General features: G+C 56.6%; 22 protein-coding genes. 3 read left to right on the top strand and 19 right to left on the bottom strand.

All coding sequences use genetic code 11. The features are described 5' to 3' along the window. Positions 1-5: 5 nt before the first annotated feature. The 3 genes from AC58P5_RS16285 to AC58P5_RS16275 form a co-directional block, all read right to left on the bottom strand. Positions 6-419, bottom strand: coding sequence for a hypothetical protein (locus tag AC58P5_RS16285; RefSeq protein WP_497388223.1), 414 nt, complete (start codon positions 417-419; stop codon positions 6-8). After that, on the bottom strand, positions 388-633 hold the full coding sequence (locus tag AC58P5_RS16280) for a hypothetical protein (RefSeq protein ID WP_497388221.1): 246 nt from the start codon (positions 631-633) through the stop codon (positions 388-390). Before AC58P5_RS16280 ends, AC58P5_RS16285 begins: the two co-directional genes overlap by 32 nt. An 88-nt stretch (positions 634-721) precedes the next feature. Beyond that, a complete protein-coding gene (locus AC58P5_RS16275; protein WP_497388219.1) occupies positions 722-1,678 on the bottom strand; it encodes a helix-turn-helix transcriptional regulator in 957 nt (318 codons plus the stop codon). 261 nt (positions 1,679-1,939) lie between these two features. On the opposite strand from AC58P5_RS16275, the gene AC58P5_RS16270 reads away from it, so the two are divergent. After that, positions 1,940-2,815, top strand: coding sequence for an SDR family oxidoreductase (locus AC58P5_RS16270; protein WP_497388217.1), 876 nt, complete (start codon positions 1,940-1,942; stop codon positions 2,813-2,815). A 96-nt stretch (positions 2,816-2,911) separates the two neighbouring features. On the opposite strand, the gene cysK is transcribed toward AC58P5_RS16270, so the two are convergent. The 5 genes from cysK to AC58P5_RS16245 all read right to left on the bottom strand — a co-directional run bounded on the left by cysK (position 2,912) and on the right by AC58P5_RS16245 (position 8,369). Continuing rightward, complete coding sequence (gene cysK / locus AC58P5_RS16265) at positions 2,912-3,847, bottom strand: cysteine synthase A (RefSeq protein ID WP_497388215.1); 936 nt, start codon at positions 3,845-3,847, stop codon at positions 2,912-2,914. A 104-nt stretch (positions 3,848-3,951) separates the two neighbouring features. Further along, the gene (locus AC58P5_RS16260) at positions 3,952-4,710 is read right to left on the bottom strand and encodes an ankyrin repeat domain-containing protein (RefSeq protein ID WP_497388213.1); all 759 of its coding nucleotides are present in this window, start codon (positions 4,708-4,710) and stop codon (positions 3,952-3,954) included. Between the two features lie 66 nt (positions 4,711-4,776). Continuing rightward, positions 4,777-6,084, bottom strand: coding sequence for a hypothetical protein (locus AC58P5_RS16255; protein WP_497388211.1), 1,308 nt, complete (start codon positions 6,082-6,084; stop codon positions 4,777-4,779). 106 nt (positions 6,085-6,190) lie between these two features. Continuing rightward, positions 6,191-6,880: a response regulator transcription factor gene (locus AC58P5_RS16250; RefSeq protein WP_497388209.1), complete on the bottom strand. Its 690-nt coding sequence runs from the start codon at positions 6,878-6,880 to the stop codon at positions 6,191-6,193. Continuing rightward, entirely contained in the window at positions 6,858-8,369 is a 1,512-nt protein-coding gene (locus AC58P5_RS16245) for a sensor histidine kinase (protein WP_497388207.1), read from the bottom strand. Before AC58P5_RS16245 ends, AC58P5_RS16250 begins: the two co-directional genes overlap by 23 nt. A 280-nt stretch (positions 8,370-8,649) precedes the next feature. Between AC58P5_RS16245 and AC58P5_RS16240 the strand changes: the two genes are divergently transcribed. Continuing rightward, positions 8,650-10,545 carry a sensor histidine kinase gene (locus AC58P5_RS16240; protein WP_497388205.1) on the top strand — a complete coding sequence of 632 codons (1,896 nt, stop codon included), beginning with the start codon at positions 8,650-8,652 and terminating at the stop codon, positions 10,543-10,545. A gap of 73 nt (positions 10,546-10,618) precedes the next feature. Here AC58P5_RS16240 and AC58P5_RS16235 read toward each other — a convergent pair whose 3' ends face one another. Together AC58P5_RS16235 and AC58P5_RS16230 are read right to left on the bottom strand one after the other, a co-directional pair. Beyond that, positions 10,619-11,227 (bottom strand): L,D-transpeptidase family protein, encoded by a 609-nt coding sequence (locus AC58P5_RS16235; protein ID WP_497389098.1) that lies wholly within the window; start codon positions 11,225-11,227, stop codon positions 10,619-10,621. A 149-nt stretch (positions 11,228-11,376) separates the two neighbouring features. Next, positions 11,377-12,564, bottom strand: a complete 1,188-nt coding sequence (locus AC58P5_RS16230) for a hypothetical protein (RefSeq protein ID WP_497388203.1) — start codon at positions 12,562-12,564, stop codon at positions 11,377-11,379. 306 nt (positions 12,565-12,870) lie between these two features. Between AC58P5_RS16230 and AC58P5_RS16225 the strand changes: the two genes are divergently transcribed. Beyond that, positions 12,871-13,710: a manganese catalase gene (locus AC58P5_RS16225; protein WP_497388201.1), complete on the top strand. Its 840-nt coding sequence runs from the start codon at positions 12,871-12,873 to the stop codon at positions 13,708-13,710. A gap of 83 nt (positions 13,711-13,793) precedes the next feature. On the opposite strand, the gene AC58P5_RS16220 is transcribed toward AC58P5_RS16225, so the two are convergent. From AC58P5_RS16220 to AC58P5_RS16180, 9 genes are all read right to left on the bottom strand, one after another. Further along, the gene (locus AC58P5_RS16220) at positions 13,794-16,106 is read right to left on the bottom strand and encodes a glycoside hydrolase family 95 protein (protein WP_497388199.1); all 2,313 of its coding nucleotides are present in this window, start codon (positions 16,104-16,106) and stop codon (positions 13,794-13,796) included. Positions 16,107-16,349: 243 nt separating this feature from the next. Then, positions 16,350-18,269 (bottom strand): cache domain-containing sensor histidine kinase, encoded by a 1,920-nt coding sequence (locus tag AC58P5_RS16215; protein ID WP_497388197.1) that lies wholly within the window; start codon positions 18,267-18,269, stop codon positions 16,350-16,352. Next, positions 18,266-19,285 (bottom strand): response regulator transcription factor, encoded by a 1,020-nt coding sequence (locus tag AC58P5_RS16210; protein WP_497388195.1) that lies wholly within the window; start codon positions 19,283-19,285, stop codon positions 18,266-18,268. The genes AC58P5_RS16215 and AC58P5_RS16210 overlap by 4 nt, the downstream gene beginning before the upstream one ends. A 136-nt stretch (positions 19,286-19,421) precedes the next feature. Beyond that, positions 19,422-20,972, bottom strand: coding sequence for a type 2 periplasmic-binding domain-containing protein (locus AC58P5_RS16205; RefSeq protein ID WP_497388193.1), 1,551 nt, complete (start codon positions 20,970-20,972; stop codon positions 19,422-19,424). Positions 20,973-21,084: 112 nt separating this feature from the next. Beyond that, positions 21,085-21,957, bottom strand: coding sequence for a carbohydrate ABC transporter permease (locus AC58P5_RS16200; protein ID WP_497388191.1), 873 nt, complete (start codon positions 21,955-21,957; stop codon positions 21,085-21,087). A 15-nt stretch (positions 21,958-21,972) separates the two neighbouring features. Continuing rightward, complete coding sequence (locus AC58P5_RS16195) at positions 21,973-22,923, bottom strand: ABC transporter permease (RefSeq protein WP_497388189.1); 951 nt, start codon at positions 22,921-22,923, stop codon at positions 21,973-21,975. A gap of 61 nt (positions 22,924-22,984) precedes the next feature. Beyond that, positions 22,985-23,620 carry an SGNH/GDSL hydrolase family protein gene (locus tag AC58P5_RS16190; protein WP_497388187.1) on the bottom strand — a complete coding sequence of 212 codons (636 nt, stop codon included), beginning with the start codon at positions 23,618-23,620 and terminating at the stop codon, positions 22,985-22,987. Next, the gene (locus AC58P5_RS16185; RefSeq protein WP_497388185.1) at positions 23,614-24,636 is read right to left on the bottom strand and encodes a glycoside hydrolase family protein; all 1,023 of its coding nucleotides are present in this window, start codon (positions 24,634-24,636) and stop codon (positions 23,614-23,616) included. The genes AC58P5_RS16190 and AC58P5_RS16185 overlap by 7 nt, the downstream gene beginning before the upstream one ends. Continuing rightward, complete coding sequence (locus tag AC58P5_RS16180) at positions 24,623-26,461, bottom strand: alpha-L-fucosidase (protein ID WP_497388183.1); 1,839 nt, start codon at positions 26,459-26,461, stop codon at positions 24,623-24,625. The genes AC58P5_RS16185 and AC58P5_RS16180 overlap by 14 nt, the downstream gene beginning before the upstream one ends. Positions 26,462-26,499 lie beyond the last annotated feature (38 nt).

The following is a 26,499-nucleotide window of genomic DNA, read 5'->3' as shown; positions in this document are numbered from 1 at the left end:
GAATCCTAAGAGGATACGGAACTTTCGTCCGGAATGTTGTCCTTTCGAAACCGGGCGGCGATGAGCTTTTCTAGCAGCATCTGCCCCGCATACAGTCCTCCCATGATGAGCAGAAACCCAAGCGGCCCTTTCTGCAAGGCCGTCTGCCAGCCTTCGTAGTAAGCAAAAACACACGTTACCACACTTAGACCGAGCACGCACACGAACATTTTCTTTTTGCGAGATTCTTCTTGGGGAACAAACAAAAGTTTTTCACGAAGCCGGATATTCATCGACGCCAGAGTGATCAGGACAAAAAAGACCGTTTTGGCCGGATGTGACGATTCGAAGAGAATGAACTGATACACGAAATAAAAAGCGACCCCGAACGTACCCGAAAAGATTGCGTTATAAGCCAGCCTGATTTTCAGCGGAACCATTTAGCTCCTCCTTCGTTTCCGGCGGAAGTACTGCCGTATTCGGTTTGGATGCCATGTACGTATCGAGAGCTTTATTTGCTTTGAGGGCGAGCCTGATTGCAACGTTCAGGAAGACGATACCGAGGATCGATAAGACTGTGTAACCGGCGGTCATAAGCAAATGAATCCGAATGAACGGGTTCACCGCCAATGCTTCCGCTGTGTCCACTTCCATCTTCCTGCCTGCGATTGATTAAGCTCAGATCACGGGTTTTCCAATTACCTGTTATATTTTACCATCTATAAAGTTTTCTTCATAGCTCTTATTTGCCCTTGTCGTAAAGCTCCAATATCCCCCTCGTTACCGTGACTAATCCCGAACGCAGTTCTTCCGGTGCGAGAACATAGATCCCGCTCCCGTAACCGAGCAAGATGCCTATAGCGGATTCCAGCGTATTGAATTCGATGTCAGCTTCCACCCAGCCGTTATTTTCTCCGTTTTGATGCCGTACTTTTGCAAACCGTTCTCTAGAAAACCGGGGAAGCACCGTCTCCCTGATCTTAATCTTCGCCGGATAGCGTGGAAGCCTCGCTTGAAATTCTTTCAGCGATTGTTCCCAGTACTCGGCGAGATCGAATGAAGGGGGTCTGGAAAAGCTTTCGTTCAACAGCTCCGCGCCAAGCAGCCGGGAGATTCTGTAGGTTCTCATCTCACCGTCCGTTTCGGCGGCCGCATACCAAATGCTGCCTTTGGCGACAAGGCCGAGCGGATGGATGATCCGCTCCACGATCTGCTCGTCGCGACGGTAGCGAATGAGCAGCTTCTTCTCCTCCCACACCGCTTCTTGTACAAGCGGAAGATGGGGAAGCTGCTCGGTCGAGCGGTGCCAGCCTGCCCCGTCGATGTGGATGCGCTGCCGGACGCGCTCCGTTTCCTGCTGCATAGCCGCAGGCGAAGCGGCCAGCAGCTTTTGGAAGGCGCTGTCGTATTCGCTCCGCATGCCGAGATCCGACAGCAAAGCTGAAGCGTTCGCGATCAGAAGCGTTGCGATTTCTTCCGCTTTCATTCCGGTGAGTTGAGTACGGTAGCCTTCCGTCAGGGTCCATCCGCCGCCCGAACCCCGCTCGGCATAAACCGGAATACCCGCCGCACTCAAAGCCTCCATGTCCCGGAAAATCGTCCGTTCCGACACCTCGAGCTTCTCGGCCAGTTCCCGGGACGACATTTTTCCGTGGTTTTGCAGCAATAATAGAAGAGACAGCAGACGGTCCGCTCTCATGATTTTTCCTCTTTTCTTTCCCGACGGCATCCCTGGCCGTTCTCCTTCCTCCGCGGTTTTGCTTGGCCGGTTTTTTTCTACCGGTTTTCCGATGGGTAGTTCTGAACGGCGCGGGAGCTTTTCGTTCAATATTACTATATCAATTATGACAAGAGCTGTCATATATGCGGTCTTATACTGGAAACAAGGCGGCAGGTCGACCCGCTGCCAGTATACACAGATCATCAGTAATCATTTTCGCACCAAAAAGGAGAGATCGCGATGAAACCGAAAACACTGGAAGGAACAATCGCCGTAGTGGCAGGAGCTACGCGCGGCGTCGGACGAGGCATTGCAGCTATGCTCGGGGAGGCGGGTGCGACCGTGTACTGCACAGGCCGCAGCGTCCGGGGAAACCTCTCGAACATGGGCCGCAGGGAAACGATTGAGGAAACGGCGGAGCTTGTGACCGCCAAAGGAGGGCGGGGAATTGCCGTCCGGACGGACCATACGGTAGAAGCGGATGTGAAGGCGCTCTTCGAACGGGTGAACCAAGAGCAGAACGGCCGGCTTGACCTGCTCGTGAATGACATATGGGGCGGAGATCCCTTGACCGAGTGGGGAAAAACGTTCTGGGAGCACTCTCTGCCGGACGGGCTTCTCATTCAGGAGCGTGCGGTTCATTCCCATATGCTCACCAGCTATTACGGAGCTCCTTTGCTTGCGGCTCGAAAACAGGGCATGATTCTGGAAATCACCGACGGTTTCGATTACCGCTATCGGGGGAACTTGTACTACAGTCTGGCCAAAATTTCCGCTATCCATCTGGCGGAGGCGATGGCCGCGGATCTGCGGCCGCACGGAGTAACGGCGGCAGCCGTCACACCGGGTTTTCTCCGCTCGGAAGCGATGCTTGATCATTTCGGCGTCAAAGAAGATAACTGGAGAGACGCCATCGCGCAGGAGCCTCATTACAGCGAGTCCGAAACGCCGTTCTATATCGGACGGGGAATCGCCGCACTCGCGGCCGATCCGGACAAATTCGCGAAGTCGGGCAAGGTGCTGACGAGCTGGGGATTGTCCGACGAGTACGGCTTCAGCGATGTCGACGGCAGAAGACCACATTGGGGCCGGCATGCGGCAGAGCACGGCTTGTAAGACGAGCGGCAGGACGCTTAAGACGCCAAATAAGGCAGCCACGATTTCGGTGGCTGCCTTGAGGTTTTTTATGCGGTTTAGGAGAGCAACCCCGCGCTACTCTTCCTGGAACAAATCGGTAGACAGGTAGCGTTCCCCGGTATCGGGAAGCAGGACGACAATCGTCTTGCCCTTGTTCTCGGGGCGCTCCGCCAGCACGGAAGCCGCATGAACGGCCGCTCCGGAAGAAATTCCGACGAGAAGACCTTCGTTTCTCGCGAGCAGACGGGCCGATGCAAGTGCTTCCTCGTTTTTCACGGTCAGAATCTCGTCTACCACGGAAGAATCGAAATTCCCCGGCACGAAGCCTGCTCCGATTCCCTGGATTTTGTGCATGCCTCTTTTCCCTCCAGACAGGACAGGCGAATCCGCCGGCTCTACGGCGACGATGTTCACCGCGGGATTTTTCGCTTTCAGCGCCTGGCCGACACCGGAGACCGTTCCGCCCGTACCGACTCCGGCGACAAAAATATCGACGGCACCGTCGGTGTCGCGCCAGATTTCTTCGGCTGTCGTCCGGCGGTGTACGTCCGGATTCGCCGGATTTTCGAACTGCTGCGGCACGAAGGCGCCCGGCAAATCGGCTGCCAGCTCCTCCGCCTTGCGGATCGCGCCCGACATCCCTTCTTCCGCCGGTGTTAGCACAAGCTCGGCGCCAAGCGCCGCAAGCAGCTTCCTGCGCTCGACGCTGAAGCTCTCCGGCAGCGTGATGATGAGCTTGTAGCCGAGGGCCGCGGCCGCGAAAGCGAGACCGACGCCCGTATTGCCGCTCGTCGGCTCGATAATGACGGAATCCGGCCGCAGCAGCCCCTTCTCTTCCGCGTCTTTGATCATCGCGTATCCGATGCGGTCTTTTACGCTGCCCGCCGGATTAAAATACTCCAGCTTAGCCAGCAGCCGCGCCTCGACCTGTTGTTTTTTGCCGTAATTCACCAGCTCCAGCAGCGGTGTGTTTCCGATCAACTGCGTCAGATTCGTTGCAATGTTTGCCATATCCAGATCCCCCGTTTGAGATGCTTTATCCCTATCATGTTAGTCGGTTATCTTACTACGATACCACCAACGGGGGGATATGACAAATGGACGCCGCCTGCCTTTTACCGGCCTCCGGCCGCTTCCAGCATCGCGGCGATTGCCGTGAAATTCCGGGAAACGGCATGCCGGTACGGCGTAACGCCGTCCCCGTCGGGCAGATTCGCGTCCGCCCCGTGATCCAGCAGAAGACGGACTATTGTCTGGTGAGCCTCTCCCCCGTCACCGAGGATGACGGCTTCCAGAAGCGCCGTCCAGCCGAGGCGGTTCACATGGTTCACATCCACTTCCGTCCGGGTGAGCAGCTCCTTCACAATGTCCACATGTCCCCGCTCCGAGGCGGGAATAAGAGCCGTCCCACCGTACCGGTTGGTGAGGGCGGGATCGGCACCGGCGGATATGGCCAGCCGCAGCAGCTCCATCTCCCCTTCGGCTCCGGCATACAGAAACAGATTATCGGAGCGGTCGTTGCGGATATTCACATCCGCTCCGGCTTCCAGCAGAACCCGGACGGTTTCCGCATGCCGGTTGATCGCGGCCGCCATGACCGCCGTATTCCCCTGGCTGTCCCGCGCGTCCACATCGGCCCCTTCCCCAATCAGCGCCCGGACCTTCTCCGCGTCACCTTTCGCAGCTGCCTCCGGCAGCTGTGTGTTGTTTCCGCTATTTATACCCATCTCGTCTTTTCCCTCCGCTTCGTGTACTTGGGGTTCTTGATGAACCGGTGATTGCGCTGTTTCCGGGTCCGAACTGCCGACGGTCTGGCATCCGGCCAGCGCTGCGGCTATCAGTATCGGGATAAACCGCGAGATCCTTGCGGACATGTGCAACCGCCTCCTTAAATGGTATAGGCAAAAGACCTCCGCAGAGGTCTTTACGAAAGCGTGCGTTTAGCTGCTTTTCAAAGCATCGGTATTCAAGCTGATCTTGCCCTGCTGGATTGCCCACGCGCCGGATGCCGCGACGGTGTAAGACTTGCCGGGACTCAGCTGCGTGCCCGCTGCCAGCTCGAACGTGCCGACCGCTCCTTTGCGGCTCGTCACCTTGTAGACGGCCGTCAGCTTCTTGCCTTCCCCGTCCGTCAACTCCACGCTGCGGCCGGAGAACAGCTCGTCACGCGGGTCGGCCGTAAGCGCAATGTCGACGGCGGCCGGGCTGACGGCTTTTGCGGACGCGATCACGAGCGGTGCCGCGGCACGGGCGGTGAAAGACGCTTCCGTCACGGTCGCCCAGTCCGCCGTTACGGTATATTTTACCCCCGGAGTCAGGGTCTGTCCCGCCGGAAGGCGGAACTTGGGAGCCTGTCTGTCATCCGTAGCCTGCGTATACGGAACATACGCGGCCCGGATCGGCTGTCCGCCCTCCGGCGTGAGGGTGACGGACATATCCCGGAGAGAGGAAATGATGTCGTACGATTTTCCGCCGCTGGTGTTACGGTCGTTCAGGTACATTTCCAGTCCCCCGCGCGTACCGAAGTACGACTCGACCACATATCCGTAATCGACGACTCCGTCCTTGCGCAGCGATTCCAGCTCGAACGTATCTGCCGTCACCTGCCGAGCTGCCGCCAGTTTTACCGGATGGGCAGAGCCTGTAAACTTGCCCGCGGCTTTGCCTTTGTATGTCAATGTGTAGGTTTTTCCCGGCTGCTGGACGGTGACGGGAACCACATACGTGGAACGGGCCCCGTTCTTAAGCTGCGGAACGTTGCGGATCGTCATCCCGTTGTCGAATTGGAAGTTCGCTTTCGCTTTATCCAGATTTACGTCGGCTGCCGTCAAAGGAGAGTCGAACGTAACTTCAAGCGTTGCGCCGGATAACACATTGATGTCCGTCACAGCCGCATGCTCCGACGGAATATGGGCAATCGTTTTATATCCGAGGCGGGCCGCCTCTCTTTTCTGGACGCGCGCTTCGGGCTCGTAGTTTCTCAGCCACTGCTGGATCACCAGCGGTTTCTTCTCCGTCAGCTGGGCGATCCGGCTGACAAGCTCCTGCTGAGTCAGCATCAGTCTCCCGCGGTCTATCGCGTGCACCGAAGCGGAGGCGTTATCGTTCATACCTGCCGCCAGCGCAAAGTTCGCGGAAGCGACAGGAGCTTTGGCGGATTGGGCGGAAGCGGGAGCCGCGTTCACAGGGAGCAGCACCGAGGCGGCGACTGCCGAAACCGTAAGTAGTTGAAGCAGAGATTTTTTCATAAGATTTCCTCCTGTAGGGTGAGTGATAAGTTCCTGATTTCATCCTACAAAATGAAAATAAACGGCTCGGAAACAAATTCGAAACTTTTTCTAAACAGCTCTCCCGTTAACCCGAAAACCGGTAGCCGACTCCCCAAATCGTCTCGATATACTCCGGCGCGGAAGGATCGGCCTCGATTTTCTCGCGGATACGGCGGACATGCACCGTTACCGTGGCGATGTCCCCCATCGAATCCATCCCCCATATTTTTTCGAATATTTCCTCCTTGCGGAAAACACGGTTGGGATGCCGGGCCAGAAAAAGCAAGAGATCGAACTCCCTGGCGGGAAGCGGTACTTCTTTCCCCCGGATGTAAACCCGGCGGGATTCGGGTTCGATGGCCAGCTCACGGATGCGGATTTCGCCCGGAGCCGTTTCCTTCAGCCCAACCAGCCGTTCATAGCGTGTTAAATGCGCCTTTACGCGAGCAACCAGCTCGCCCGGACTGAACGGCTTGGTCATGTAATCGTCGGCGCCCATGCCAAGTCCGCGGATTTTATCGAACTCGTCTTTACGTGCGGATACGATGAGGATGGGGACTTCCATGGCCATGCGGATTTGACGGCATACCTCGAAGCCGTCTTTTCCGGGAAGCATCAGATCCAGGACGATCAGATCGTAGCCTTCCGTCAGCGCCTTCTGCAACCCTTCATCCCCGCGGTTTGAAATCTCGACCTGAAACCCGTGCAAATTCAAATAATCCCGGTGCAGTTGGGCGATCGTCGCCTCGTCTTCAATGATCAGAATTTTTTTCATCGTTATGATTTCCTTTCAGCAGCGGGAGCCGGATTACGATGCGCGTACCTGCCTGCGGATGCCGTGCGGATGCGCTGTCCGAGGCGTTCTCCGCGCAGATGCTTCCCCCGTGGTTGTCGACAATCTGTTTGGCGATGGCGAGCCCCAGCCCCTGTCCGCCCGATTCCCTGTTCCGGGACGTCTCCGCCCGGTAAAACCGGTCAAATACATGAGGCAGCGCCATGGGATCGATCCCCGGACCGGTGTCGGTTATTTCGAGCACCGCCGTTTCCCCGTCGCGCCGGAGATCGAAAGCGATCGTTTTCTGCGGACGCTCCATGAACTTGAGGCTGTTTCCGACCACGTTGTTCACGACCCTTTTCATGTGCATAGGGTCCATCCGGACGTAGAGAGGACCGGGTGAACGTGCGCCATTTTCCAGGCCGACGCCCTCTTTTTCCAGCTCGTAACGCAGTTCATACACTACGTCCGCGACGAATCGCGTCAGGTCGACTTCCTGCAGGGTAAATGGAACTTTATTGAGATCAAGCCGGGAAAAAAGGAACAACTCCTCGATGAGATGATCCATTTCCTCCGCTTTGCTGTAAATGATATCCACATAACTTTCCAGTTTATCGGGCGTATCCGCCACCCCGTCCCGGATTCCTTCCACATAGCCGCGTATAGCGGACAAGGGCGTTTTCAAATCATGCGAAATATTGGCGATAAGTTCCTTGCGGTTGGTTTCGTACTGCTTTTGCAGCTCCTCGGATTCCTGGAGCTTTCCTCTCATTTCCTCGAAAGCCGCGGATACCTGCCCGATCTCATCGTCCCCCGGTTGAATCCGGAACCGCAAGTCTCCCCGCTGGATGCGTGCCGCCGAAGCGCGCAGCAGGTTGAGAGGCCGGATCATCCGCCTGGTGAGGAAGAGATAGATATAAATATTCGAGCCTACGAGCAGCAGAAACAAAACCGACACGAACAAAGGCAGCAGCTTGCTCATCAGAACGGCGAACGGGCTGACCTCCCGAAACACGAACAGCCTTCCCTGCTCCCCGTCCGCAAACCGGAAGTCGTATTTGGCGTAGCCGAAAAAGTTTTTCCCCACCTGCAAAGTACTCCGCATATGCACGTTTTCCGCTTCGTACGGGGGCAGGACGGCGTCGGCTTGTGTTTCCGCCAGGGCCGGTGAAATAAACGCGTTGACGGACTCTTTGCGGATCAGAAGGGAGGCCTTGGCGACCTTCAGCTGAAAATCGTATTCTTTGTAGATGTCCGGTACAAGCAGTTCCTCCGGCTTCGTTTTGGAAAGATGCTTAAGATCGAGAAAAAGCGTCTCCTGTTCGGGCGTAAGCGGCTTCAACCGGAGGTGGACGTTATAAAAGGACGAAATGCCCCTCACATCCCCCGTTACGGCTGTCGTTACGATAAAAGCGGTTGCCGTGAAAAGCAGGACCGTGGTCACGAGCAGCAGGGTAAAAGAAGCAAGCAGGCGGGCACGGATGGACATGATTGTTTTTGCCTCCAGATGATTTAAATCGTGAAGATTTCCTACAGTCTACCAAGGAATTTTACGGGGATCAAAATAAATTTTTCGTTCCGGAAGATTAAATATCTCTTGATATGATCAATCATTTTTTGATGTAAACGGTTTATTTTCTCTTAAAATTCCTAGTTTTATGCTTTTTTATGTAACATTTAGTCGAAAAATAAGCGATTCCAGGTAGACTTCCCGCCCTTGCATCCCTTACTATGAAAGTAACAGGAATACTAGTATAGGAGACATGCAAATGCAACATGAAGCTGGGAATTATGATGCGCTGCTGGTCATTCTCTCGATCCTGATGTCCATAACGACCTCCTATACCGCGCTGGACATGATCGACCGTCTGCTGCGCGGTGACCGCTCTTTCCGTAAAATGCTGCTGACCGCTGTCGTAACGGGCCTGGGCATCTGGTCCATGCACTTTCTGGGCATGCTGGCGATGAAGTTCCCTTTCGAAGTCCATTATCATCTGCCTCTGCTCGCCGTCTCTTTGATGCTGCCCGTTCTCGCCGTTTTCCTGTCGCTGCTCATCCTGGACCCGGACCGGAAGCTCGGGAAACGATTTTTGGCAGCCGTCGGCCTGCTGGCCGGGCTCGCCTTTGTTTCCATGCACTTCTCCGGCATTCTTGCCATGAAAATACCGGCCGTATACCACCAGGCGCCGGGCAGTTTGATCGTTTCGATTATGCTGGCCCTGCTCGCCTCGTATCTTATGCTCGCACTGGCGATCTACGGACGCGGGATGCCTGTCTACAACCTGCTTTCACCCTGGAAAATCGGGGGCAGCCTGCTCGTTGGCGGCATCATTGCGGGCATGCATTACACGGCGATGGCAGGGGCTGCTTTTACTCCGTCCGACCGGGAGCTTTCCCTTACAAGCAGCTCGATTATCGGCAATACGCTGTTAACGGCTCTTGTCGTTATTACGACCTTCTGCGTGCTTTTCTGGGTTGTGTTCGTCCTATACCGCGACCGGCAGAAAGTGCTTACCGCCTCGCGTTTCAACGAGCAGAGATATACCGCTCTGTTCGAACACAGTCCCGACCTAGTCGTCTGCATGGATCCCGTTAAGAAGATGATCGTCAGCGCGAATCCGTCCGTATTTGACAACACGGGCTATACGCAGTCGGAGCTTATGGTCCTCTCCCTGCAGGATCTCCTATACTCCCGTGACGAGAAAGCGAAAATCATGAAAGCCCTCGCGGAAGCGGCTCTAGGACAAGCTTCGAAAATCGAAGTGTCCATCCGCACGAAGCAGGGAGCGCGAAAATATCACCGTACCTCGGTTTTTCCGCTCGAACACAACGGCCAGCTGCTCGTCTATTTCGTCTCCAAGGATATATCCGACCGGATCGTGGTCGAACAGGAACTCCGGAGGGCCAAGGATCTGGCTGAAAGCGCTGTCAAGATGAAGAGCGAGTTCCTCGACACGATGAGCCACGAGATCCGGACGCCGCTGACCGGCATTATCGGAATCAACCAGCTGCTGGCGGAGTCGGCGGACTCCCCCGACGATCAGGAACTGCTGGCGCTTCAGGCCAAAAGCTCGCAGGCGCTTCTAAGGGTCATCAACGACATCCTGGAGCTGTCCAAAATGGAAGCCGGGCGTATTTCGCTTCACCAGGAACCGTTTCAGCTTCGCGAGCTTATCCAGGAGTGCCTCGATTTCTTTGCGATTATTATCCGCGACAAAGAGCTTACCATGGACACGGCCGTAGACCCCGGCGTGCCCGATACGCTCGTCGGCGATTACGGCCGTGTCCGCCAGATTCTCGTAAACTTGATCGGCAACGCCGTGAAATTTACGGATCGGGGCCTTATTTCCCTCGAAGTCCGTCTCTCGGAACGCAGCGATGAAGGCTGTCTCCTCGAATTCGCCGTCAGTGATACCGGTATCGGCATCGACTGCGGCAAGCTGGACCGGCTGTTTCAGCCTTTCACCCAGCTGGACGCGGCATCCAACCGTAAATATGAAGGTACCGGCCTGGGGCTCGCCATCTGCCGCAAGCTCGTTACGCTCATGCAGGGCCGGATTTGGGTCGTTCCCGGCCGGAGTGTGGGAACGGAATTCCGGTTCACGATCCGGCTTCGGGAGCTCAGCCATTATATGGACGAAGGAGACGGCCAGGAAGCCGGATAATCCCTTACCGGGATGCCCATCCGCACGAAAAGGAACAAAACCTCCAATCCTGACGGATCGGAGGTTTTCTCTTTTATTCCATCAGGCCCAGCTTTTCATAGACGCTTATGGACACGACGCCATCCGCTCTGAGCCCGTGGTCCCGCTGGAATCTCCGCACCGCTTCGGCCGTCGAAGCAAGAAACTTCCCGTTGCAGACTCCGCTGTAATAGCCGGCGCTTTTCAGCCGGTTCTGGATGAGCTGGACGTCCGCCCCGATCGCCCCTTGGGCAAGCTTTCTCGGTTCATGGCCGGGATCGCCCAGAACATGCCCCGTGATGGTCACCTTCGTACCCAGCGGAATCAGGTCGTAAAGCTCCTCCACGTCGCGGTTTCTCATCCGGATGCAGCCGTGGCTTAAATGCTGGCCAATGGAATACGGCTTGTTCGTTCCATGGATGCCGTACGCCCCCCACGGAACATTCAGCCCCAGCCAGCGCGGTCCGAAAGAAGGCCCCCAGTCTTTCCCTTTATAAATCACCTGATATTCGCCGACCGGCGTAGGCGTTGATAAGTTTCCGACCGCGACAGGGTATGTCTTGTAATGCTTCTTATCTTTGAATACGACAAGCTTGTGACGGAGAGGGTACACCTCGATCGAATAAGGCCCCCGATCCGCAACGATAGGAATAGCGGGCTCCATCCCGCTAACCGAAACCGGTCCGTCCGCTCCGGCGGCATTTCCCGGTATCAGCATGTTAAGCAGGCACAGCGCGGTCAGCGCGAATCCCTTTATCTTCAAAATCGTTTGTCCTTTGTTCATGTTGATCCCCGCGCCTGCATTCATTTTTTTTACCGGCTGTTCCGTCCGCCTACGCTACGTTTCCCTGGACGGTCCGGCTCCGGCTCCGGATATTCGAATTGGGTCAATTCCCACGGATCGTACAAAGAAGCGCGGGTGAAACCGAAACGGCAAATCGCTTTACGCGGACGTTTTCCCGCTTCTTCGAAAGCGAGCTCGACCGGAACTTCATAGGCATACTCCTGTTCCGTCTTACGCCTTTCTTCCGGCTTCCATTCCGTCAATCTGCGCACGGATACGAAAGACCGGCTGTCTTTCTTCAACTTCTCGAGCTTCTCCCGGTTATGCGGGCGGCCAAGCAGATCCAGCAAGGCGTCATCATGCTGGTCGACAGCCGCGACAACCAGATCGATCAGTTCCTGGGGCGAAGCCTGCCCCACAAAGCTGTCCGCCTTGCCCGCGGCACGGTAAGCCATGAACTGGTGCGCCGTGTCCTTGGAACGGGATTTGTGGGTCGTGCTGCCGGCAAAATGGATGCAGGAATGTCCGCTGAACCCGTTTTCCGGGATGCCGTCTCCCCCATGCGGCATTCCGTTCATCGAAGCGGCATAACTATGCCCGTCGAACCGGACGAGAACCGCCCGGCGGTTCCAGCTCCATTTTCCCCCATAGATGGACTTCATAACCGCCGTATCCTTCTTCGTAAGCGGCTGCACGTCCGCATGCTGTTTTCCCGCTCTGCGCTGAACCCGGAACGTAAGCCCGGTTTCCAGGTCGAGCACCTCGAATTTGGCCTGACGGGGAACGGCTTCCTGCGCGTCGCTCCAAGAAATGAGCTCGCCGTAATGCCTGCGATGGAGAGCTTGGATTTGCCTCACAAGTTCCGCTCTATGCGATTCGCCAGGCCGGATTACTTCGTGCCCCGTTGAGTCGTAGAGCTCCCCCATGGCGCTGACGGGATAGATGCGTTCTCCGCCTGTCTCCCTCACCTTCATAAACGTATCCGTAAAAGGGAATGACTCCGCCTTTGTGCGGACGCTTTGGCCGAAAAGTTTGCGCACGCTAAGCGTTACCCCTGTTTCGCTCCGGTAAACCGCATCCGGCGTCGTCTGTACGGAAAGTACAACGTTCCCGTCATCCCCGGCGGCTGAAAATTTTTGCATGTAAGCCGCTTCAGGACGGAGTAAAACTCCCCAAACCGCAAAGAGCAGAAAGACCCTCCGTATCGATTTTCCCATTCCGGTTTTTCACCTCGTTTCGTTTCTATCGGTCTTCCTGCATTCCTTCAGAACCTGAACATCCTGCCTTGTTAGTTTCCGCCAAAGCTCCAAAAACATGTGAAGTTACCCGCAAATTTTTGTGCCGCGTTGCCGGAAAAGGCTTTTGAAAAATTAGCGGATTACGGAGAATCCCGAAGTTTGTATATTTGTAAAAATCCCTTTTTTGTTTTGACTCAAACGAAACGGGTAATTAACCGTCGGGAAGCGAGTAAAATTTTATTTTATTCTCTTCAGGCATCTGAAATCGAAGGAGGAAGTTAACTTATGTTCCGTCATCAGAAAGAATTGCAGTTCGAAGTAAAAGTAGATCGGCCGGACCCTATGCTGGCCCGTCAAGTGCAGGAAGTATTGGGTGGACAATTCGGAGAAATGACTGTCATGATGCAATATCTCTTCCAAGGTTTTAACTGCCGTGGAGAAGAAAAATATAAAGATATGTTAATGGATATCGGCACGGAGGAGATCGGACACGTCGAAATGCTGTGCTCCCTGATCAGCCAGCTCCTGGACGGCGCTTCTCCGGAAGATCAGGCCGAGGCTGCGAAAGACCCTGCCACGGCTGCCATCATGGGCGGCATTAACCCTCAGCATCTGCTTGTCAGCGGTTTGGGCGGCCTGCCGACCAACTCGCTCGGCGTGCCGTGGAACGGCGGTTATATCGTAGCGAGCGGTAACCTGCTTGCGGACATGCGCTCCAATCTGCATGCGGAAAGCCAGGGCCGTCTCCAGGTAGCCCGCTTGTACCACATGACCAAAGACGAAGGCGTACGCGCGACGTTCCGCAAAATGCTTGCCCGCGACCGCTATCACCAGTATCAATGGATGGCCGCGATCAAGGAGCTGGAAGAGAAAAACGGTGTCGTCGTACCGGCTTCCTTCCCGCCGGAAGCTGAGCTCGAATCCCAGCCGGAAGCCTATGAATTCTGGAACTTGTCGGAAGGCACACAATCCGGTGAAGGCCTCTGGGCAACAGGTACGGCGCCGGACGGAACGGGCGACTTCGTCTATGTGGCGGAGCCGGTTCCGAAAGGACAAGTTCCCGAACCGAAAGTTCCCGCAGCCGAGCTGCATCACGATCTGGACGACCGGGCAAGCCTGAAATAAGCCGATATGAATTTAAAAAAGGCTCTTCTCCTTGGGAGAAGGGCCTTTTTCGCCGTCTTTTGCTTAGTTGTGCCTGCCCGTGTTTAAAGCCGGATCTCCACAACCGCGTGCGCTTCGTGTTCGATGTCCGTCATAAAGAGTCCGCAGCCCTCGGAAAAACCGCTCTTACCGGCCGTTTTTTTACCGTCCCGGTAAACTGTAAACGGCCGCTTGTACCCGATACGCATAGTTCCGGCGAGCGAAGCGGTAACACGTCCTGTGGCCAACCGGCCCCGTTGCCATTCCAAATCCACTTCATAACCTCCTCGGGCTCGCAGCCCTTTGACGCGGCCGCTTGGCCAGGCCGATGGCAGCGCAGGCAGCAGATCCAGCATCCCCTCCTGGGACTGGAGCAGCATTTCGGCTACTGCGGACGTTCCTCCCAGATTCCCGTCGATCTGAAACGGCGGATGCTCCGTAAACAAGTTAGGGTCGGCCGCGTGCCGGAGCAGGGCTGTCAGATGATGATGAGCTTCATCCCCTTCCTTCAGCCTTGCCCAGTAGTGCGCGATCCACACGCGGCTCCAGCCGGTATGGCCGCTTCCGCCCGCCAGCCGCCGCTCCAGCGTCACTCTGGCCGCTTGGGCCAAGGCCGGCGTTCGGACCGGCGAAATGAGCTCGCCCGGGAACAGGCCGAACAGGTGCGAGATATGCCGGTGGCCCGGGTCAACCTCGTCCTCGTCGCCTAGCCATTCGAGCAGCTGCCCGTGCCTGCCTGTCGCAGGCTGCGGCAGACGGGTCTCGGCCGCCGTCAGCTGCTCCAGCCACGCGTCCTCGTCCGCTCCGCCCTCGCCCGCCAGCACAGCAGCCGCTTCGCGGACGGCCCCGAAAAGCGTTCGCGCGAGCTGGATGTCCATAGCCGGAGCCATGCACAGATAGCCGCTTTTTCCGCCGGGAAGCACATATTTGTTCTCCGGCGATACGGAAGGTCCCGTGAGCAGTCTGCCCTCGCCGTCCTCCGTCATGAAATCGAGCAGAAACTGGGCGGCTTCCTTCATGACGGGATATGCCCTGCGGGTAAGAAAATCCCCATCCCCGCCGAACCGGTAATGCTCCCACAGATGAAGGGCAAGCCATACCCCGCCTATCGGCCAGACCGCCGCTCTCGGAAGCATTCCGTTGATGCCGCTTTCCGCCCATAAATTCGAATTGTGGTGCACAACAAAGCCTCTGCAACCGTAAAGCTTCCGGGCGGTCTCCCTGCCGTTTCGGACCAGCCTGTCGATAAAATCGAACAGCGGTTCATGACTTTCCTTCAGATTGCACACTTCCGCAGGCCAATAATTCATCTGTAAATTAATGTTCAGCGTATAATTGCACTCCCATGGAGGCTGATAATCGGCGTTCCAGATTCCCTGAAGGTTCGCCGGAAGCGTGCCGGGCCGTGAACTGGCCAGGAGCAGATAGCGCCCGTACTGAAAAAATAGCGCAAGAAGCTCCGGGTCCTCCCCTCCCTCCCGGACGCGATCAAGCCGCTCGTCCGTCGGAAGAAACCTGACCTGGTCATGCGGTGTTCCGAGCTCCAGGCTCATCCGGGCGTAGAGGGGCATATAGTCCGCCTTATGCTCCGCTTTGACCGCTTCGTAGCCCCGCCGCCCGGCCTCCGCAACCTGCAGCCTGCAAGCGGCCGCGGGATCCTCGTGGCGGAAGTTCGTCTGCGCGGCGACATAAATCGTCGCCGCGGCCGCTCCCGCCACCTGGACGAAGTCGCCGGTCGTCCGGACCGTGCCGCCTTCCGCCGTTACGCCGGCCAGCGCGGCATACCGGACGCCGTCCGGTCCGCAGCGGCCCTGCATAAGCACCGCATGCGGGCCGTCGGGCACTGCTCCTTCGTCGAAGGGACGCCGCCCCAGATGAAACCGGAAGCTCAGTCCTTCCGGATGAGTGGTCGTGAGGCGGCAGGCCAGTACTCCCGCCGGGGCGCTTGCGAACAGCTCCCGGGTGTAGCTTGCGCGTTGCGACGTATACTCGATGCGGCAAAGTCCCGTCGCAAGGTCCAGCTCCCGGCGGTAAGTACCCGCTTCCGGCTCATGCTCTCCGAACCAGATGCGCAGGTCTCCCAGCGGCTGGTACGGACCGGCATATTTCGGAATCGGGGTCAGCCCCATGTGTGCCAGCTCCTGTGCTTCGGTCACAAGGCCCTCCATGAGCAGCCTTCTGACTTCCGGCAGTGCGGCGGTGGCAGCCGGATTCGTACGGTCTTTGGGACCGCCATACCACAAGCTTTCCTCGTTAAGCGCGATCCGTTCTTCCTCCACGCGGCCGAAAATCATGGCGCCCAGTCTGCCGCTGCCGACCGGCAGCGCCTCGGTCCATGCTTGGGCCGGTTTGTTATACCAGAGCTTGTCAGCAGCCATGGTCTGCCTCCTTTACAGGCTCGCCGGTGTCGTATCCGACAACAAGAAACCCGCCTGTTTGTTAGTTGCCCATCCATATGACGTGCATGTGTACGTTTCACGCGGTGTCACGCTATGTTCTCATGTTCCGTACTTCATGTTTCGTACTGTTCCATACTTCATGTTTCGTTCTTCATGTTTCGTACTGTTTCGCTCTTCACGTTCCGTACTTCATGTTCCGACTTCATGTTCCGCTCTTCCGGTTCAATCGGTTCCTTCCGTTTCCCCGGGTTCGGAGCGTCCGCCGCTTGGGGGGGCCGGCAATTCACCACGGGCTTGGTCCCCGCTTTCCCTCCCAGGCTTTGAAACCGGCATGATCATCGTCATCTTCGTTCCGATGCCCGGTTTGCTTTCGATACGAAGGCCGAATTCCGCACCAAATACAAGCTGTATCCGCCGGTGCACGTTCAAAACACCGATCCCGCCCCGCCCGTTTTCTTCCAGACCTGCCGGTTCGGGGTCATCCGTCAATCGCTGTGTTTTCAGCTTGGCTTGAAGTGTATCCAGCGTCTCCCGGCTCATCCCGCTCCCGTTGTCCTCCACCGAAATCCAAAACCTCCCGCCTTCTTCTCCGGCATCGATCCGTATCCAGTGACGATCCTCCAGACCGTCCGGAAAAGCATGCTGGAACACATTCTCGATCAGCGGCTGGAGGGTAAGCCGAACCATTTTCTTAAGCAGAAACTGCGGCGGAACCGCGACATCCAGTTCGAATTCCCGGTCGTGCCGGTGCTTCAAAATAATCATATAGTTCAGCACATGATTCAGCTCGTTGGCGACGGTTATCTCTTCCAGGTTCGTCTGAACCGAGTAGCGCAGCATATAGGCCATCGATTTGACGATTTCCGAAATTTCCTCGGAATCCTGCACGACGGCGTAGCACACAATCGTTTCCAGCGTGTTGTACAGGAAATGGGGATTGATCTGCAGCTGAAGCGCCTGGAATTCGGCCTGCTGCCGTTCGAGCTGGGTTTTCTGCTGCTTCAGCTCGCCTTCGTAGACCTGTTCCACAAGCTCCGACAAGCGCCCCACCATCAGGTTATAGCGCTGCATAAGCTCCGTGATCTCGTCCCGCCGGTTCGGCAGCGGCACCGTGGACCATTTGCCCTGTTCCGTCTGCCGCATGCCCTGAATGAGCACGAGAATCGGCCGTGTGATCGAGCGGCCGAACCGGTACGCGAGCGCGACCGCGATAGCCAGCGTGAACAAGCCGATCAGAATCGTCGTCGTGCGGATGGCCGTCACCGGCTTTTTCAGCTCGCTCAGGGGCATCGAAACGACGAGATTCCAGCCGGAGTAAGATGATTTACGACTCATGTAAAGCCGCTCCTGCCCGTCCGGCCCTTCATGCTCGAAGGAACCCGTCTCCCCGGAACGGACAATCCGGGGCAGCAGCTCCGGCAGCGCCTGCGGGCTGATTCCGTCCTTCGACGGCTGATAAATCATCTCGCCTTTGTCGTTGACGATGAAGAAGTAGCCGCCTTCGCCCAGATCGATCCCTTTCCAGAGCATGGAAAGATCGGTCGAGCGGATCTCGACAGCAAGGATTCCTTTGTAATCCGCCGACTGCAGCCCTTTGATCTGCCGGGACAGCCGGATGACTTTTCCGTTCATGGCCGGAAGAAGACTGTCCGTCGTTATGCTCAGCGTCCCGTCCGGTTTCGTGACATTCTTCAGCCGCTCCATCTGACTGAGCGTTTGTTCCCGGGTGAAGGTTCCCTCCGCCTGGTCGTTGCTGTAGCCGTAGATGCCGTTGCCGGCAAAGCTGATCGCATACATGGACACAATCTCCGGGTTCCGGATAAAGATCGGCTGAAGCGCGGTTTCCCGGATCGTGCTCCAGAACTTGTAATAGTCGTAGGGTTCGGGGGAAGCGGGAAGATCGACGAATTTTTTGATATCCCGGTTCGTCAACAGCGAAATCGTCAGCCGGTCGTAGCTTTTCACATACACATCCGTATGATGGAGCGCATTAGTTAAAATTTGGTTCATGTGAAGCCGGTTTTGTTTATCCAGCTCATCGGACGCCTTTTTATACGTAAAGATCCCGACAGAAGTCAAGGTGATCAAAATTATCGAGAGCAAGTAGAGAAAAATTTTGCGGGAAAGGTTCCATTTAATCATTTAATCCCCAGCTGCTGCCGGTACTCCGAAGGGGAATAGCCGGTCGTTTTCTTGAACATTTTCGTAAAATGCGGATAGTCTTCGTACCCGACTTTGGCGGCCACATCGACGATGCGGATATGCGGGATCGCCAGAAGCTGCTGCGCCTTCTCCATGCGCTTCTTGATCCGGTATTTCACAAACGTTTCATTGGTCATTTTCTTGAACATGGAGCTGAAATAAGTCGGCGTGAAGCCCGCCATCTCGGCCACCTCGTCGAGCGTAATTTCCTCCGCCAGATGCGTGTCAATATAGGTCTTCACTTCATCGAGCAGATTTTTGTAGGTGCCGCTGCGCTGTTGACGCAGCATCTCCATAATTTCCTCCAGCCGGGTCTGCATCTGCTCGAAAATCTGATCCTTGGAAACACACCTCTTGTCTTCCCCTTCCTTCTTGACCGGGAGCCCCCTGGACTGGAGCCTCTTGAGAACCAGCGCCATGCATTCCTTGATCAGCTGCCGGAGCTGAAGCATGTTCATTCCGCTGGACAGACAATTCTGCTTCCAATCGCCGATCAGCGTGCGCAGCTTGTCTTCCTCAAGATTCCAGACGAGCTGCTCCAGCTGTTCGATCACATCCACGCAATCCGACAAGGCTACGAACCCTTTGACGCGGTTTTTCATAAAATCGGCCAGCACCTCATGAAGATCCGGCGCCGTCACCGGCTTCAGCAAATAATGCTTCACCCCGTAGAACAGGCATTTCTGGGCGTAGGAGAAATCGCCGAAGCCCGAAATTACGATACACGGAATGTGGCTGTACTGCTCATGAATAATCCGGCACAGCTCCAGCCCGTCCATCTTCGGCATCCGGATGTCGGTGAACACCAGGTCGATTTCGCGCTCCCCGATGATCTCAAGCGCGGCGACGCCGCTCGCGGCCGTATGAATGCCGGCGAATTCGAACGGATAAAGCTCCGCCATTTTTACGAGGCCTTTGCGAATAATCGGCTCATCGTCGACGATCAACACATGCATGGTACCAGCTCCCCCGTCCCGAAGTAAGTGCTTTTGCAAAAAAAAGGGGGCCTCCCCGATACGTCTGCAAGGGAGGCGAACCTTTTGGGCAGCCGAAATTTAAAACGCTTTCATTCCAGCTTAAGTTTAGCTTTGTTTAACGAGCGCGGTCAACCACGCCTTCTTTGTTGGTATACCGTTCCGTGGCTTCCTTGATAATTTCTTTGCCCCCCTTGGCTTTGTACTCTTCCAGTACTTTGGGCCAATCGGAGATCGGGCGCTTGCCGTAAATCATCTGAATCATCTGGTCCAGAATAAACTTGGGACCCGTATCCCCGCCGGAAGCCAGATCGGGATATTTCGTAAAGGAAGCCAGATTCGTCGTAAACGTAATACCGCCCAAGCCTTCCTTGGAAAGCACGTTATCGAACGCTTTCACCATATCCTTGCCGTCTTCCGTCAATTCGGAAAGCTTCTTGTTGTAGGTCAGGTCGTGAACCATCCAAAGCGTTGTCTGGCGGTAGTTCGCTTCGTCGATTTCTTCCTTCGTCTTCGGCTGCTTGTAGTTGATTTTGCCGTTTTCCTTCGTATACGTCTCGCCTTCAATCCCGAACGTGAAGAACTCTTCCGCTTCTTCCGTACTCATCCAGTCGAAGAATTGGATAATCTTCTTGGCTTTCTCCTTATCCACCTTGCTGTTGATATACTTCGCCGTGGAAATATACCCGTACACCCCGTGGCCGCCTTTACCTTCGGGACCTTTAGGGGATGAGACGATATCGACTTTGCCATCCTTGACCGCATCCTTGATCTTGCCCCGGAAATTGAGCAAAGCCTCTCCGTTTGCCGACCAGACGCCGGATTTGCCCGACGCGATGTTTTTGTTGTAGTCGGTTTGGGAAACGGTCGCAAAATCTTTCGGAATGAGTCCTTCCTCATACATCGTTTTGTAAGTTTGTAGGGCTTTCGTCATATTCTCCACATCGAAAAACTTCGGCACGACTTCACCGTTCATCAGCTCGAACTGATACGGCATGACATCGTACGCGCCCAGGAATGTGTCCGCATATTTGAACTGCTCGCGGATCTGGTACGGATTTTCGACGCCCATCTTCTTGAACGCCCGCAGAACGTCCAGATATTCCTCGACTGTGACAGGCTGCTTCAGGTTCGCTTTCTCCAGCAGATCCGTCCGGATAAAAGTCGCCCGTCTAGACGGGTTGGTCAGCCAGCCGGGGATGCCGTAAATTTTGCCGTCGTACGACGTTTCCTCCCAGGCTTCCTTCGGAACGAGCTTCATCAGATTCGGCGCGTTTTCCTTGAGCAGATCGTCCAGCGGCATAAACACGCCGGCTTCCACCGACCCGGACATAGAGGACGTTGTCGGGCCTCCGCGCAGATTGCTGACAACATCCGGGATATCGTTGCCGGCGAACATCAGGCTCATTTTCTGATCGAATTCCTTGTGAGAAAGCGGTTTCAAATCCAGGTCTGTGTTTGTGCGTTTTTCCAGCTCCAGCACCCATTTGTCTTTGTTGATATCGGATGCGGATTCCAGATAGGCGTTGCCTCCCGTAGAGAAGGAGACGGAGAATTTAACGGGACCCGCGCCCGCCGCGCCTTCTTTTGCCGGTTCCTTGGAATTGCAGCCTGCAAGCGTCCCGGTAGTAAGAACCGTCGCCAGAAGTAAACCCAAGCCTTTTTTCATCAAGAATCCTTCCTTTCATCTCTTCCTCGTTATACGACCCCGGTTACACTTTCATGATAAGGGCTGGAGATTTTTACGGGTATTGGGATTCTTATTTTGGCGTTGTGTTCTTTTATGATTTAATCGACCCGATAAGCATACCTTTAATGAAGTATTTCTGCAAAAAAGGATAGATGAGCAGGATCGGCACCGTCGCCACGACGATCACGGCCATTTTGATGCCTTCGGGCGAAATGTTAAGCGTATTCTCGAAGGTGGACGTCATCTCCCCGAAATTGTCCGTAATGACGATTTCCCTCAGTCTGACCTGCAGCGGAAACAGATTCCGGTTATTGATATAATACAAGGCATTGGAGTAGGAATTCCAGTGGGCCACCGCGTAGAACAAGCCCATCGTCGCCATAACCGGCTTCGACAGAGGCAGCACGATGCTCCAGATCAGCCGCATTTCGCCGCAGCCGTCAATCCTGCCGGAATCGACAAGCTCGCCGGGCAGCCCCGAGAAGAACGAGCGCATAATAAACAAATTGTAGGCGCTGATCATGCCGGGAATCATGAGCGACCAGACCGTGTCCAGCAGCCCCAGATTTTTGATCAGCAGATAGTTCGGAATAAGCGGCGCGCTGAAAATAAACGTAACGAGCACCATAAGCAGCAAATACCGGCGCCCGATATATTCCGGACGGGAAAGCGGATAAGCCAGCGAGGTCGTCGCGATCAAGTTCATAAGCGTACCGACGACCGTCACGAACACGGAAACGAGAAACCCCTGCCAGACGGAGTGGTCGCTGAGCACGAACGCGAAGTTGGAGAAGGTAAACTCCACCGGAAAAACGGATACCCTGCCCTGGTTGAGCGCCAGCTCGCTGCTGAACGACTTCGCCAGCACGTGGACGATCGGCAGGATCATACAGATCGCCACCACTGTCAGCAGTACGTAGTTGAACCCCTGGAAAGAGCGCTCTCCCCTGCTTTCTTTCATCATTAAAGTCACCTGCCCCTAGTATAAAGATTCGCCTGTCGCTTTTTTGCTGAGACGGTTTCCGATCATGATAAGCACAAGGCCGATCAGCGATTTAAACAGCCCGATGGCGGTCGTGTAGCTGAACTGTTTGCCCAGGAGCCCGACCCGGTAAATGTACGTATCGAGAATTTCGCCGCTGTTCGAGTTCAGCGAGTTCAGGAACACATAAACCCGCTCGAATCCGAAATCGAGAAAATGTCCGATATGAAGCAGGAACATGATCGCGATCGTCGGCATAATGGTCGGAATCGTAATGGACGTCGTCTGCTTCCAGCGGCTCGCTCCGTCGATTTTGGCCGCTTCGTAAAGCTCCGGATTGACCCCGGCGAGCGCCGCCAAATAAATGATCGTTCCCCAGCCCGCGTCCTTCCAGACGCCCGAACCGATCAGAATACTCCGGATATAGGAATCTTCCCCGAGAAAATATACCGGCTCCATGCCGAACCAGCCGAGCATCGTATTGACGATCCCCGTCGTCGGTGAAAGGATACCTACCGCGATTCCCCCGATGATGACCCAGGACAGAAAGTGCGGCATATACACGACGGTTTGAAGAATCCGTTTGTAGACCATTTTGCGCACTTCGTTCAGCAACAGCGCCAGAATAATCGGCACCGGAAACGCAATCACAATGTCGTACAGCCCGATCAGGAGCGTATTGGTGAAAATGTTCAAAAACTCGTCGTATTCGAACATCCGGATAAAATTGTCCAGGCCGACCCAGGGACTGCCCGTGATTCCTTTAAACAGGTTGTAATTCTGAAAAGCCATGACGCTCCCCATGAGCGGCACATACTTGAAAACGATAAAATAAAGAATGCCGGGAATCGAGAGCAGATACAGCGCTTTGTATTTGCGCAGATTCGATCCGACTTCATGCCTTTGCACGTACCTGACTTTGTCGGACGGCTGAATTTTGCTGGCCATAAGTACCTCCTGGGCTGTCGGAATTGGCTGATGATAGGCTTGATATTCTGTATGGACGGGGTTAAAAAAGGGCGCGTGGCACGCCGGCCGCTCTCAGCCACGCATCCGCGATAAGCGCATGTCCCGCGGGAGACGGGTGTACCCCGTCCGGGGCCCAGTACGGGCCCGGCGCCTTCGCCGAAGCCTGCGCGAACAAGCCGTCCAGCGGCACGTAAGCCGCCCCGTATTCCCGCGCCAGATCCCGGACTCCGTGAATTTTCGGGTCGAGGTCTTCCCGCCAGTGCCGCCTGTCTTCGGGTACCGGCAGTACGAACGGCTCGATCAGCATCAGCTTCACGCCGGGAAGTCCTTTCACCGTCCGGTCCAGAATATCCCGGTACCCGGAAACGAACGCTTCCGCGGGAGTCGGATCGCTGCGGTCGTATCTTCTCCACGTGTCGTTGATCCCGATATAGATCGAGACCACGTCGGGTTTCAGCTTCAGGCAGTCCGCCTCCCAGCGGGCCTGCAGGTCCCGGATCCGGTTGCCGCTGATTCCCCTGTTGAGGAACGTGACGTCCAGTTCCGGGTACATGCAGCCGAACCGGGCTGACGCCATCCAGGCATAGCCCCTGCCGAGCTCATGGCCCGGCTCCCGTTTGGCGTCGGTAATGCTGTCTCCCTGAAACAGCACCACATTATTCCTTTGAATCAGCATGACGGGGGCCCCTCCTTCAGCGGAATCACCATGTTCCAGGTTTTCGTGCAATCGTGAAAGCCTTTCGTACCGTCGGAAGCGGCCGCGAACAAATGAGTGGGCACTCCGCCCTCCATGAGCAGGAACGGCCGCTCCAGATTGCCCGCCTGCCTTATGGCGCCGTCATCCCACAGGAAGGTGCGGGAGTAAGCTTTCGGCGGATCGCACAGCGACCACGTCACCCCGTCCGGCGAAGAGGCGCGGATGCCCCCGTATTTTTCTCCGCACAGGCGGCCGGTCATGTCTTTGGCGATCATCGAAAATCCGTCCTCCGTCTTCCACACAAACGGGTCTTCGATATTGAAATCCGGCGGGAAAAGAGGCCCCTCGGCCAGCCTCGTATACGGGCCTTCGAAGTGAGGAGCCTTCGCCGCCCCGATTGTCATTGCCCCGTGACGGAAGCCTTCGTACTTCCTTGCCTTGTAAATGAGGAGGACCGAGCCGTCCTCCAGTACGCAGGGAGCCGGATTCGACGTCAGGAAGCTGTCGAACCTGCCCGGACGTACGGTCAGCACCGGCTCGTCACGGCGCAGCCACGGACCTTCCGGCCGGCTTGCCGTGGCAATGCCGATCCGCTTATTGGAACGGGCCACGACCGTGACGGGATCTTCCAGGCCGAGCGGTTCTCCCGGCTCCGGGTCCGCGAAGGGATGGGTAGAGCCCATGTAGTACAGCACATAAGTGCCGCCGATTTGAACGATTTGCGGATTGTGCGTGCTGCGGCCGTCCCAGTATTCCGCTCCGCGGGCGGGAAGCACGGTTTCCGCGTACGTGTATGGCCCTTCGGGCGTGTCGGATACGGCGCGCACCACCTCGGACGAGACGAGCCAGCCGGGATGCATCGGCAGACGGTCCGGCCAGCGGGAGGCGAACAGATGATACCGTCCGTCCTCGCCCTTCACGGCCGAACCGCACCAGACCCAGTATCCTTCCATGCGGAATCCGCCGCCGACCGGAGCCGGCTTAAAGCTGAACATCGGGCTTCTCCTCCTCCGTTAACGCTTTCATAACTACCTGCTGCAAATTCATCAAATAGCCGCCCCGTATGTCTTCGGCCCGTACGGTCAAGGTGTACGTGCCCGGCTCCGGAATCGCGAGTTCGCCGATCTCACGGACCGTAAAATCATACGGCCCTTCCGTGGGAACGACCTCCGCCCGGAGCACATGATCTCCGCACGAGACGGAGTAGGCGCCTCCCGAGACGCCGGTCTCCGCCGCATACGACAGGCCGATCCCGTACCTGCCGGGCTCCGCCGCCCGGAACGTCCACGAGAGGCTGTCGCCCGCCCGGCTCCAGTCCGTGACGTTGTCCCGGCCCTTCTTGCCGGTGTCGTAGCGCAGCCGCTCCCCGGCGGCTTCCCCGTCGAAAGCCGGGAAAGTCGTCGCGCCCTCCTCCATCAGCCGCTTGTGCGGATCGGCTGCAAGTTCCCCTTCGTATTGGAGCACCAATACGGAAGAAGCGTTGTCCGGCAGCGGACCGGGAAGCTCCACGAGCAGGTCGGGCCCGTTCAGACGCCGGAAGCGGAGCGCGGGCGCCGCCGGATCGTGCAGCCAGCGGAGCGCGGTGACCGGGCTTGCGATGCCGGGCACGACCAGCCTGCCGCCGGGCGGCCTTCGCAGGATGTGCAGGAACAGCTTCCGCTGGCGGAGGTTTGCCGCGCAGCAGCCCCACTCGGGCCGGCCGATGGGGCTGCCCGTCGTGCCGCGGATGCTCGCGTGATGGACGGCCATCCAGCGTCCGACTTCCTCCAACAGCCTGCGCGAAGGTTCGTCGATGCGGCCGCTGCCTTCGGGGCCGACATTGAAGACCGTGTTGCCGCCCCGGCTCGCCGTTTCAACCAGAATCCGGATCAGCTCCTCCGGCGTTTTCCAGTTCCGGTCGGCGAATCGGAAGCCCCACGAATCGTTCAGCGTGAAAATCGATTCCCAATCCGGCTGTGTTACGCGGACGCTGAGCTGGTTGTCACCCGGATTGCCGTAATCCGCAAATTCGTCGGAGCGGATCCTTTTGTTGATCAGACAGTCCGGCTGAATCGAACGGACCAGCTCGGCGAATTCGCGTCCCTGCTCATCCGTAATCTTGTGGCCGCAATCGAACCAGAGGATGCCGACAGGCCCGTAATTCGACAGCAGCTCGCGGATTTGGGGGAACGCTTTCTCCCGCAAATACCGGTCATACCTGCGGCTCTTCGCTTCATCCCGGGTCCAGCTTTCGAGCGAGTCCCAGGCTCCGATATTATCCGGATAATCCAATGTGTTTCCTTGGGAATCGGGGTGATGCCAGTCCATCGCATGCGAATAGTAGAGGCAGAACGTTATTCCGCCTCTTCCGCAAGCCTCGCTCAATTCGCGGATCGGGTCCCGGCCGCTCGGACCGAGCCGTACGATATTGTACCCGCTCGCTTGCGAGTCGTACATGGCATAGCCGTCGTGGTGCTTCGCCGTGACGATCATGTATTTCATGCCGGCCTTTTTGGCGGCCGCGACCCATTCGTCCGCATGAAATCCGCTCAGGTCCATGCCGGCGGCCACTTTCTCGTACTCCCGGACGGGAATGCGTCCTCTTAGCTGGATATGTTCGGCGTAGGCGGCCTCGACCTCCTCGCCCTTCCATCTACCTCCGAGCAGCGAGTACGGTCCCCAATGGACAAACATCCCGAATCTCGCCTCCCGCCACCAGGCCAGTCTGCCATCGGAGCTTTCGCCGCCGGAAGCGCGCATATCCGCCGCCGGACTACCCGGCTGGCGGCTGCGTCTCGCTTCCGCTTCGGCTCCGTCCATCAGCGGATCATTCTCCCGCACGATGCATCCCTCTCTTCCGCTTAGGATTTTGGAACGAG

The sequence above is a fragment of the Paenibacillus sp. JT31N7 genome (assembly GCF_059692095.1).
Note: the sequence above shows the minus strand (reverse complement) of the source record. Positions and strands in the feature narration are given on the sequence as shown.

Bases quoted from the DNA above. Each gene is read 5' to 3' on its own strand.
- AC58P5_RS16185 (WP_497388185.1), bottom strand. From the start codon at position 24,636: ATGTTCAGCTTTAAGCCGGCTCCGGTCGGCGGCGGATTCCGCATGGAA.
- AC58P5_RS16270 (WP_497388217.1), top strand. From the start codon at position 1,940: ATGAAACCGAAAACACTGGAAGGAACAATCGCCGTAGTGGCAGGAGCT.
- AC58P5_RS16215 (WP_497388197.1), bottom strand. From the start codon at position 18,269: ATGATTAAATGGAACCTTTCCCGCAAAATTTTTCTCTACTTGCTCTCG.
- AC58P5_RS16280 (WP_497388221.1), bottom strand. From the start codon at position 633: ATGGAAGTGGACACAGCGGAAGCATTGGCGGTGAACCCGTTCATTCGG.
- AC58P5_RS16210 (WP_497388195.1), bottom strand. From the start codon at position 19,285: ATGCATGTGTTGATCGTCGACGATGAGCCGATTATTCGCAAAGGCCTC.
- AC58P5_RS16260 (WP_497388213.1), bottom strand. From the start codon at position 4,710: ATGTCCGCAAGGATCTCGCGGTTTATCCCGATACTGATAGCCGCAGCG.
- AC58P5_RS16220 (WP_497388199.1), bottom strand. From the start codon at position 16,106: ATGGCTGCTGACAAGCTCTGGTATAACAAACCGGCCCAAGCATGGACC.
- AC58P5_RS16190 (WP_497388187.1), bottom strand. From the start codon at position 23,620: ATGCTGATTCAAAGGAATAATGTGGTGCTGTTTCAGGGAGACAGCATT.
- AC58P5_RS16245 (WP_497388207.1), bottom strand. From the start codon at position 8,369: ATGTCCATCCGTGCCCGCCTGCTTGCTTCTTTTACCCTGCTGCTCGTG.
- AC58P5_RS16235 (WP_497389098.1), bottom strand. From the start codon at position 11,227: ATGGAGCCCGCTATTCCTATCGTTGCGGATCGGGGGCCTTATTCGATC.
- cysK (WP_497388215.1), bottom strand. From the start codon at position 3,847: ATGGCAAACATTGCAACGAATCTGACGCAGTTGATCGGAAACACACCG.
- AC58P5_RS16255 (WP_497388211.1), bottom strand. From the start codon at position 6,084: ATGAAAAAATCTCTGCTTCAACTACTTACGGTTTCGGCAGTCGCCGCC.
- AC58P5_RS16205 (WP_497388193.1), bottom strand. From the start codon at position 20,972: ATGAAAAAAGGCTTGGGTTTACTTCTGGCGACGGTTCTTACTACCGGG.
- AC58P5_RS16230 (WP_497388203.1), bottom strand. From the start codon at position 12,564: ATGGGAAAATCGATACGGAGGGTCTTTCTGCTCTTTGCGGTTTGGGGA.
- AC58P5_RS16225 (WP_497388201.1), top strand. From the start codon at position 12,871: ATGTTCCGTCATCAGAAAGAATTGCAGTTCGAAGTAAAAGTAGATCGG.
- AC58P5_RS16240 (WP_497388205.1), top strand. From the start codon at position 8,650: ATGCAACATGAAGCTGGGAATTATGATGCGCTGCTGGTCATTCTCTCG.
- AC58P5_RS16285 (WP_497388223.1), bottom strand. From the start codon at position 419: ATGGTTCCGCTGAAAATCAGGCTGGCTTATAACGCAATCTTTTCGGGT.
- AC58P5_RS16250 (WP_497388209.1), bottom strand. From the start codon at position 6,880: ATGAAAAAAATTCTGATCATTGAAGACGAGGCGACGATCGCCCAACTG.
- AC58P5_RS16275 (WP_497388219.1), bottom strand. From the start codon at position 1,678: ATGAGAGCGGACCGTCTGCTGTCTCTTCTATTATTGCTGCAAAACCAC.
- AC58P5_RS16195 (WP_497388189.1), bottom strand. From the start codon at position 22,923: ATGGCCAGCAAAATTCAGCCGTCCGACAAAGTCAGGTACGTGCAAAGG.
- AC58P5_RS16200 (WP_497388191.1), bottom strand. From the start codon at position 21,957: ATGATGAAAGAAAGCAGGGGAGAGCGCTCTTTCCAGGGGTTCAACTAC.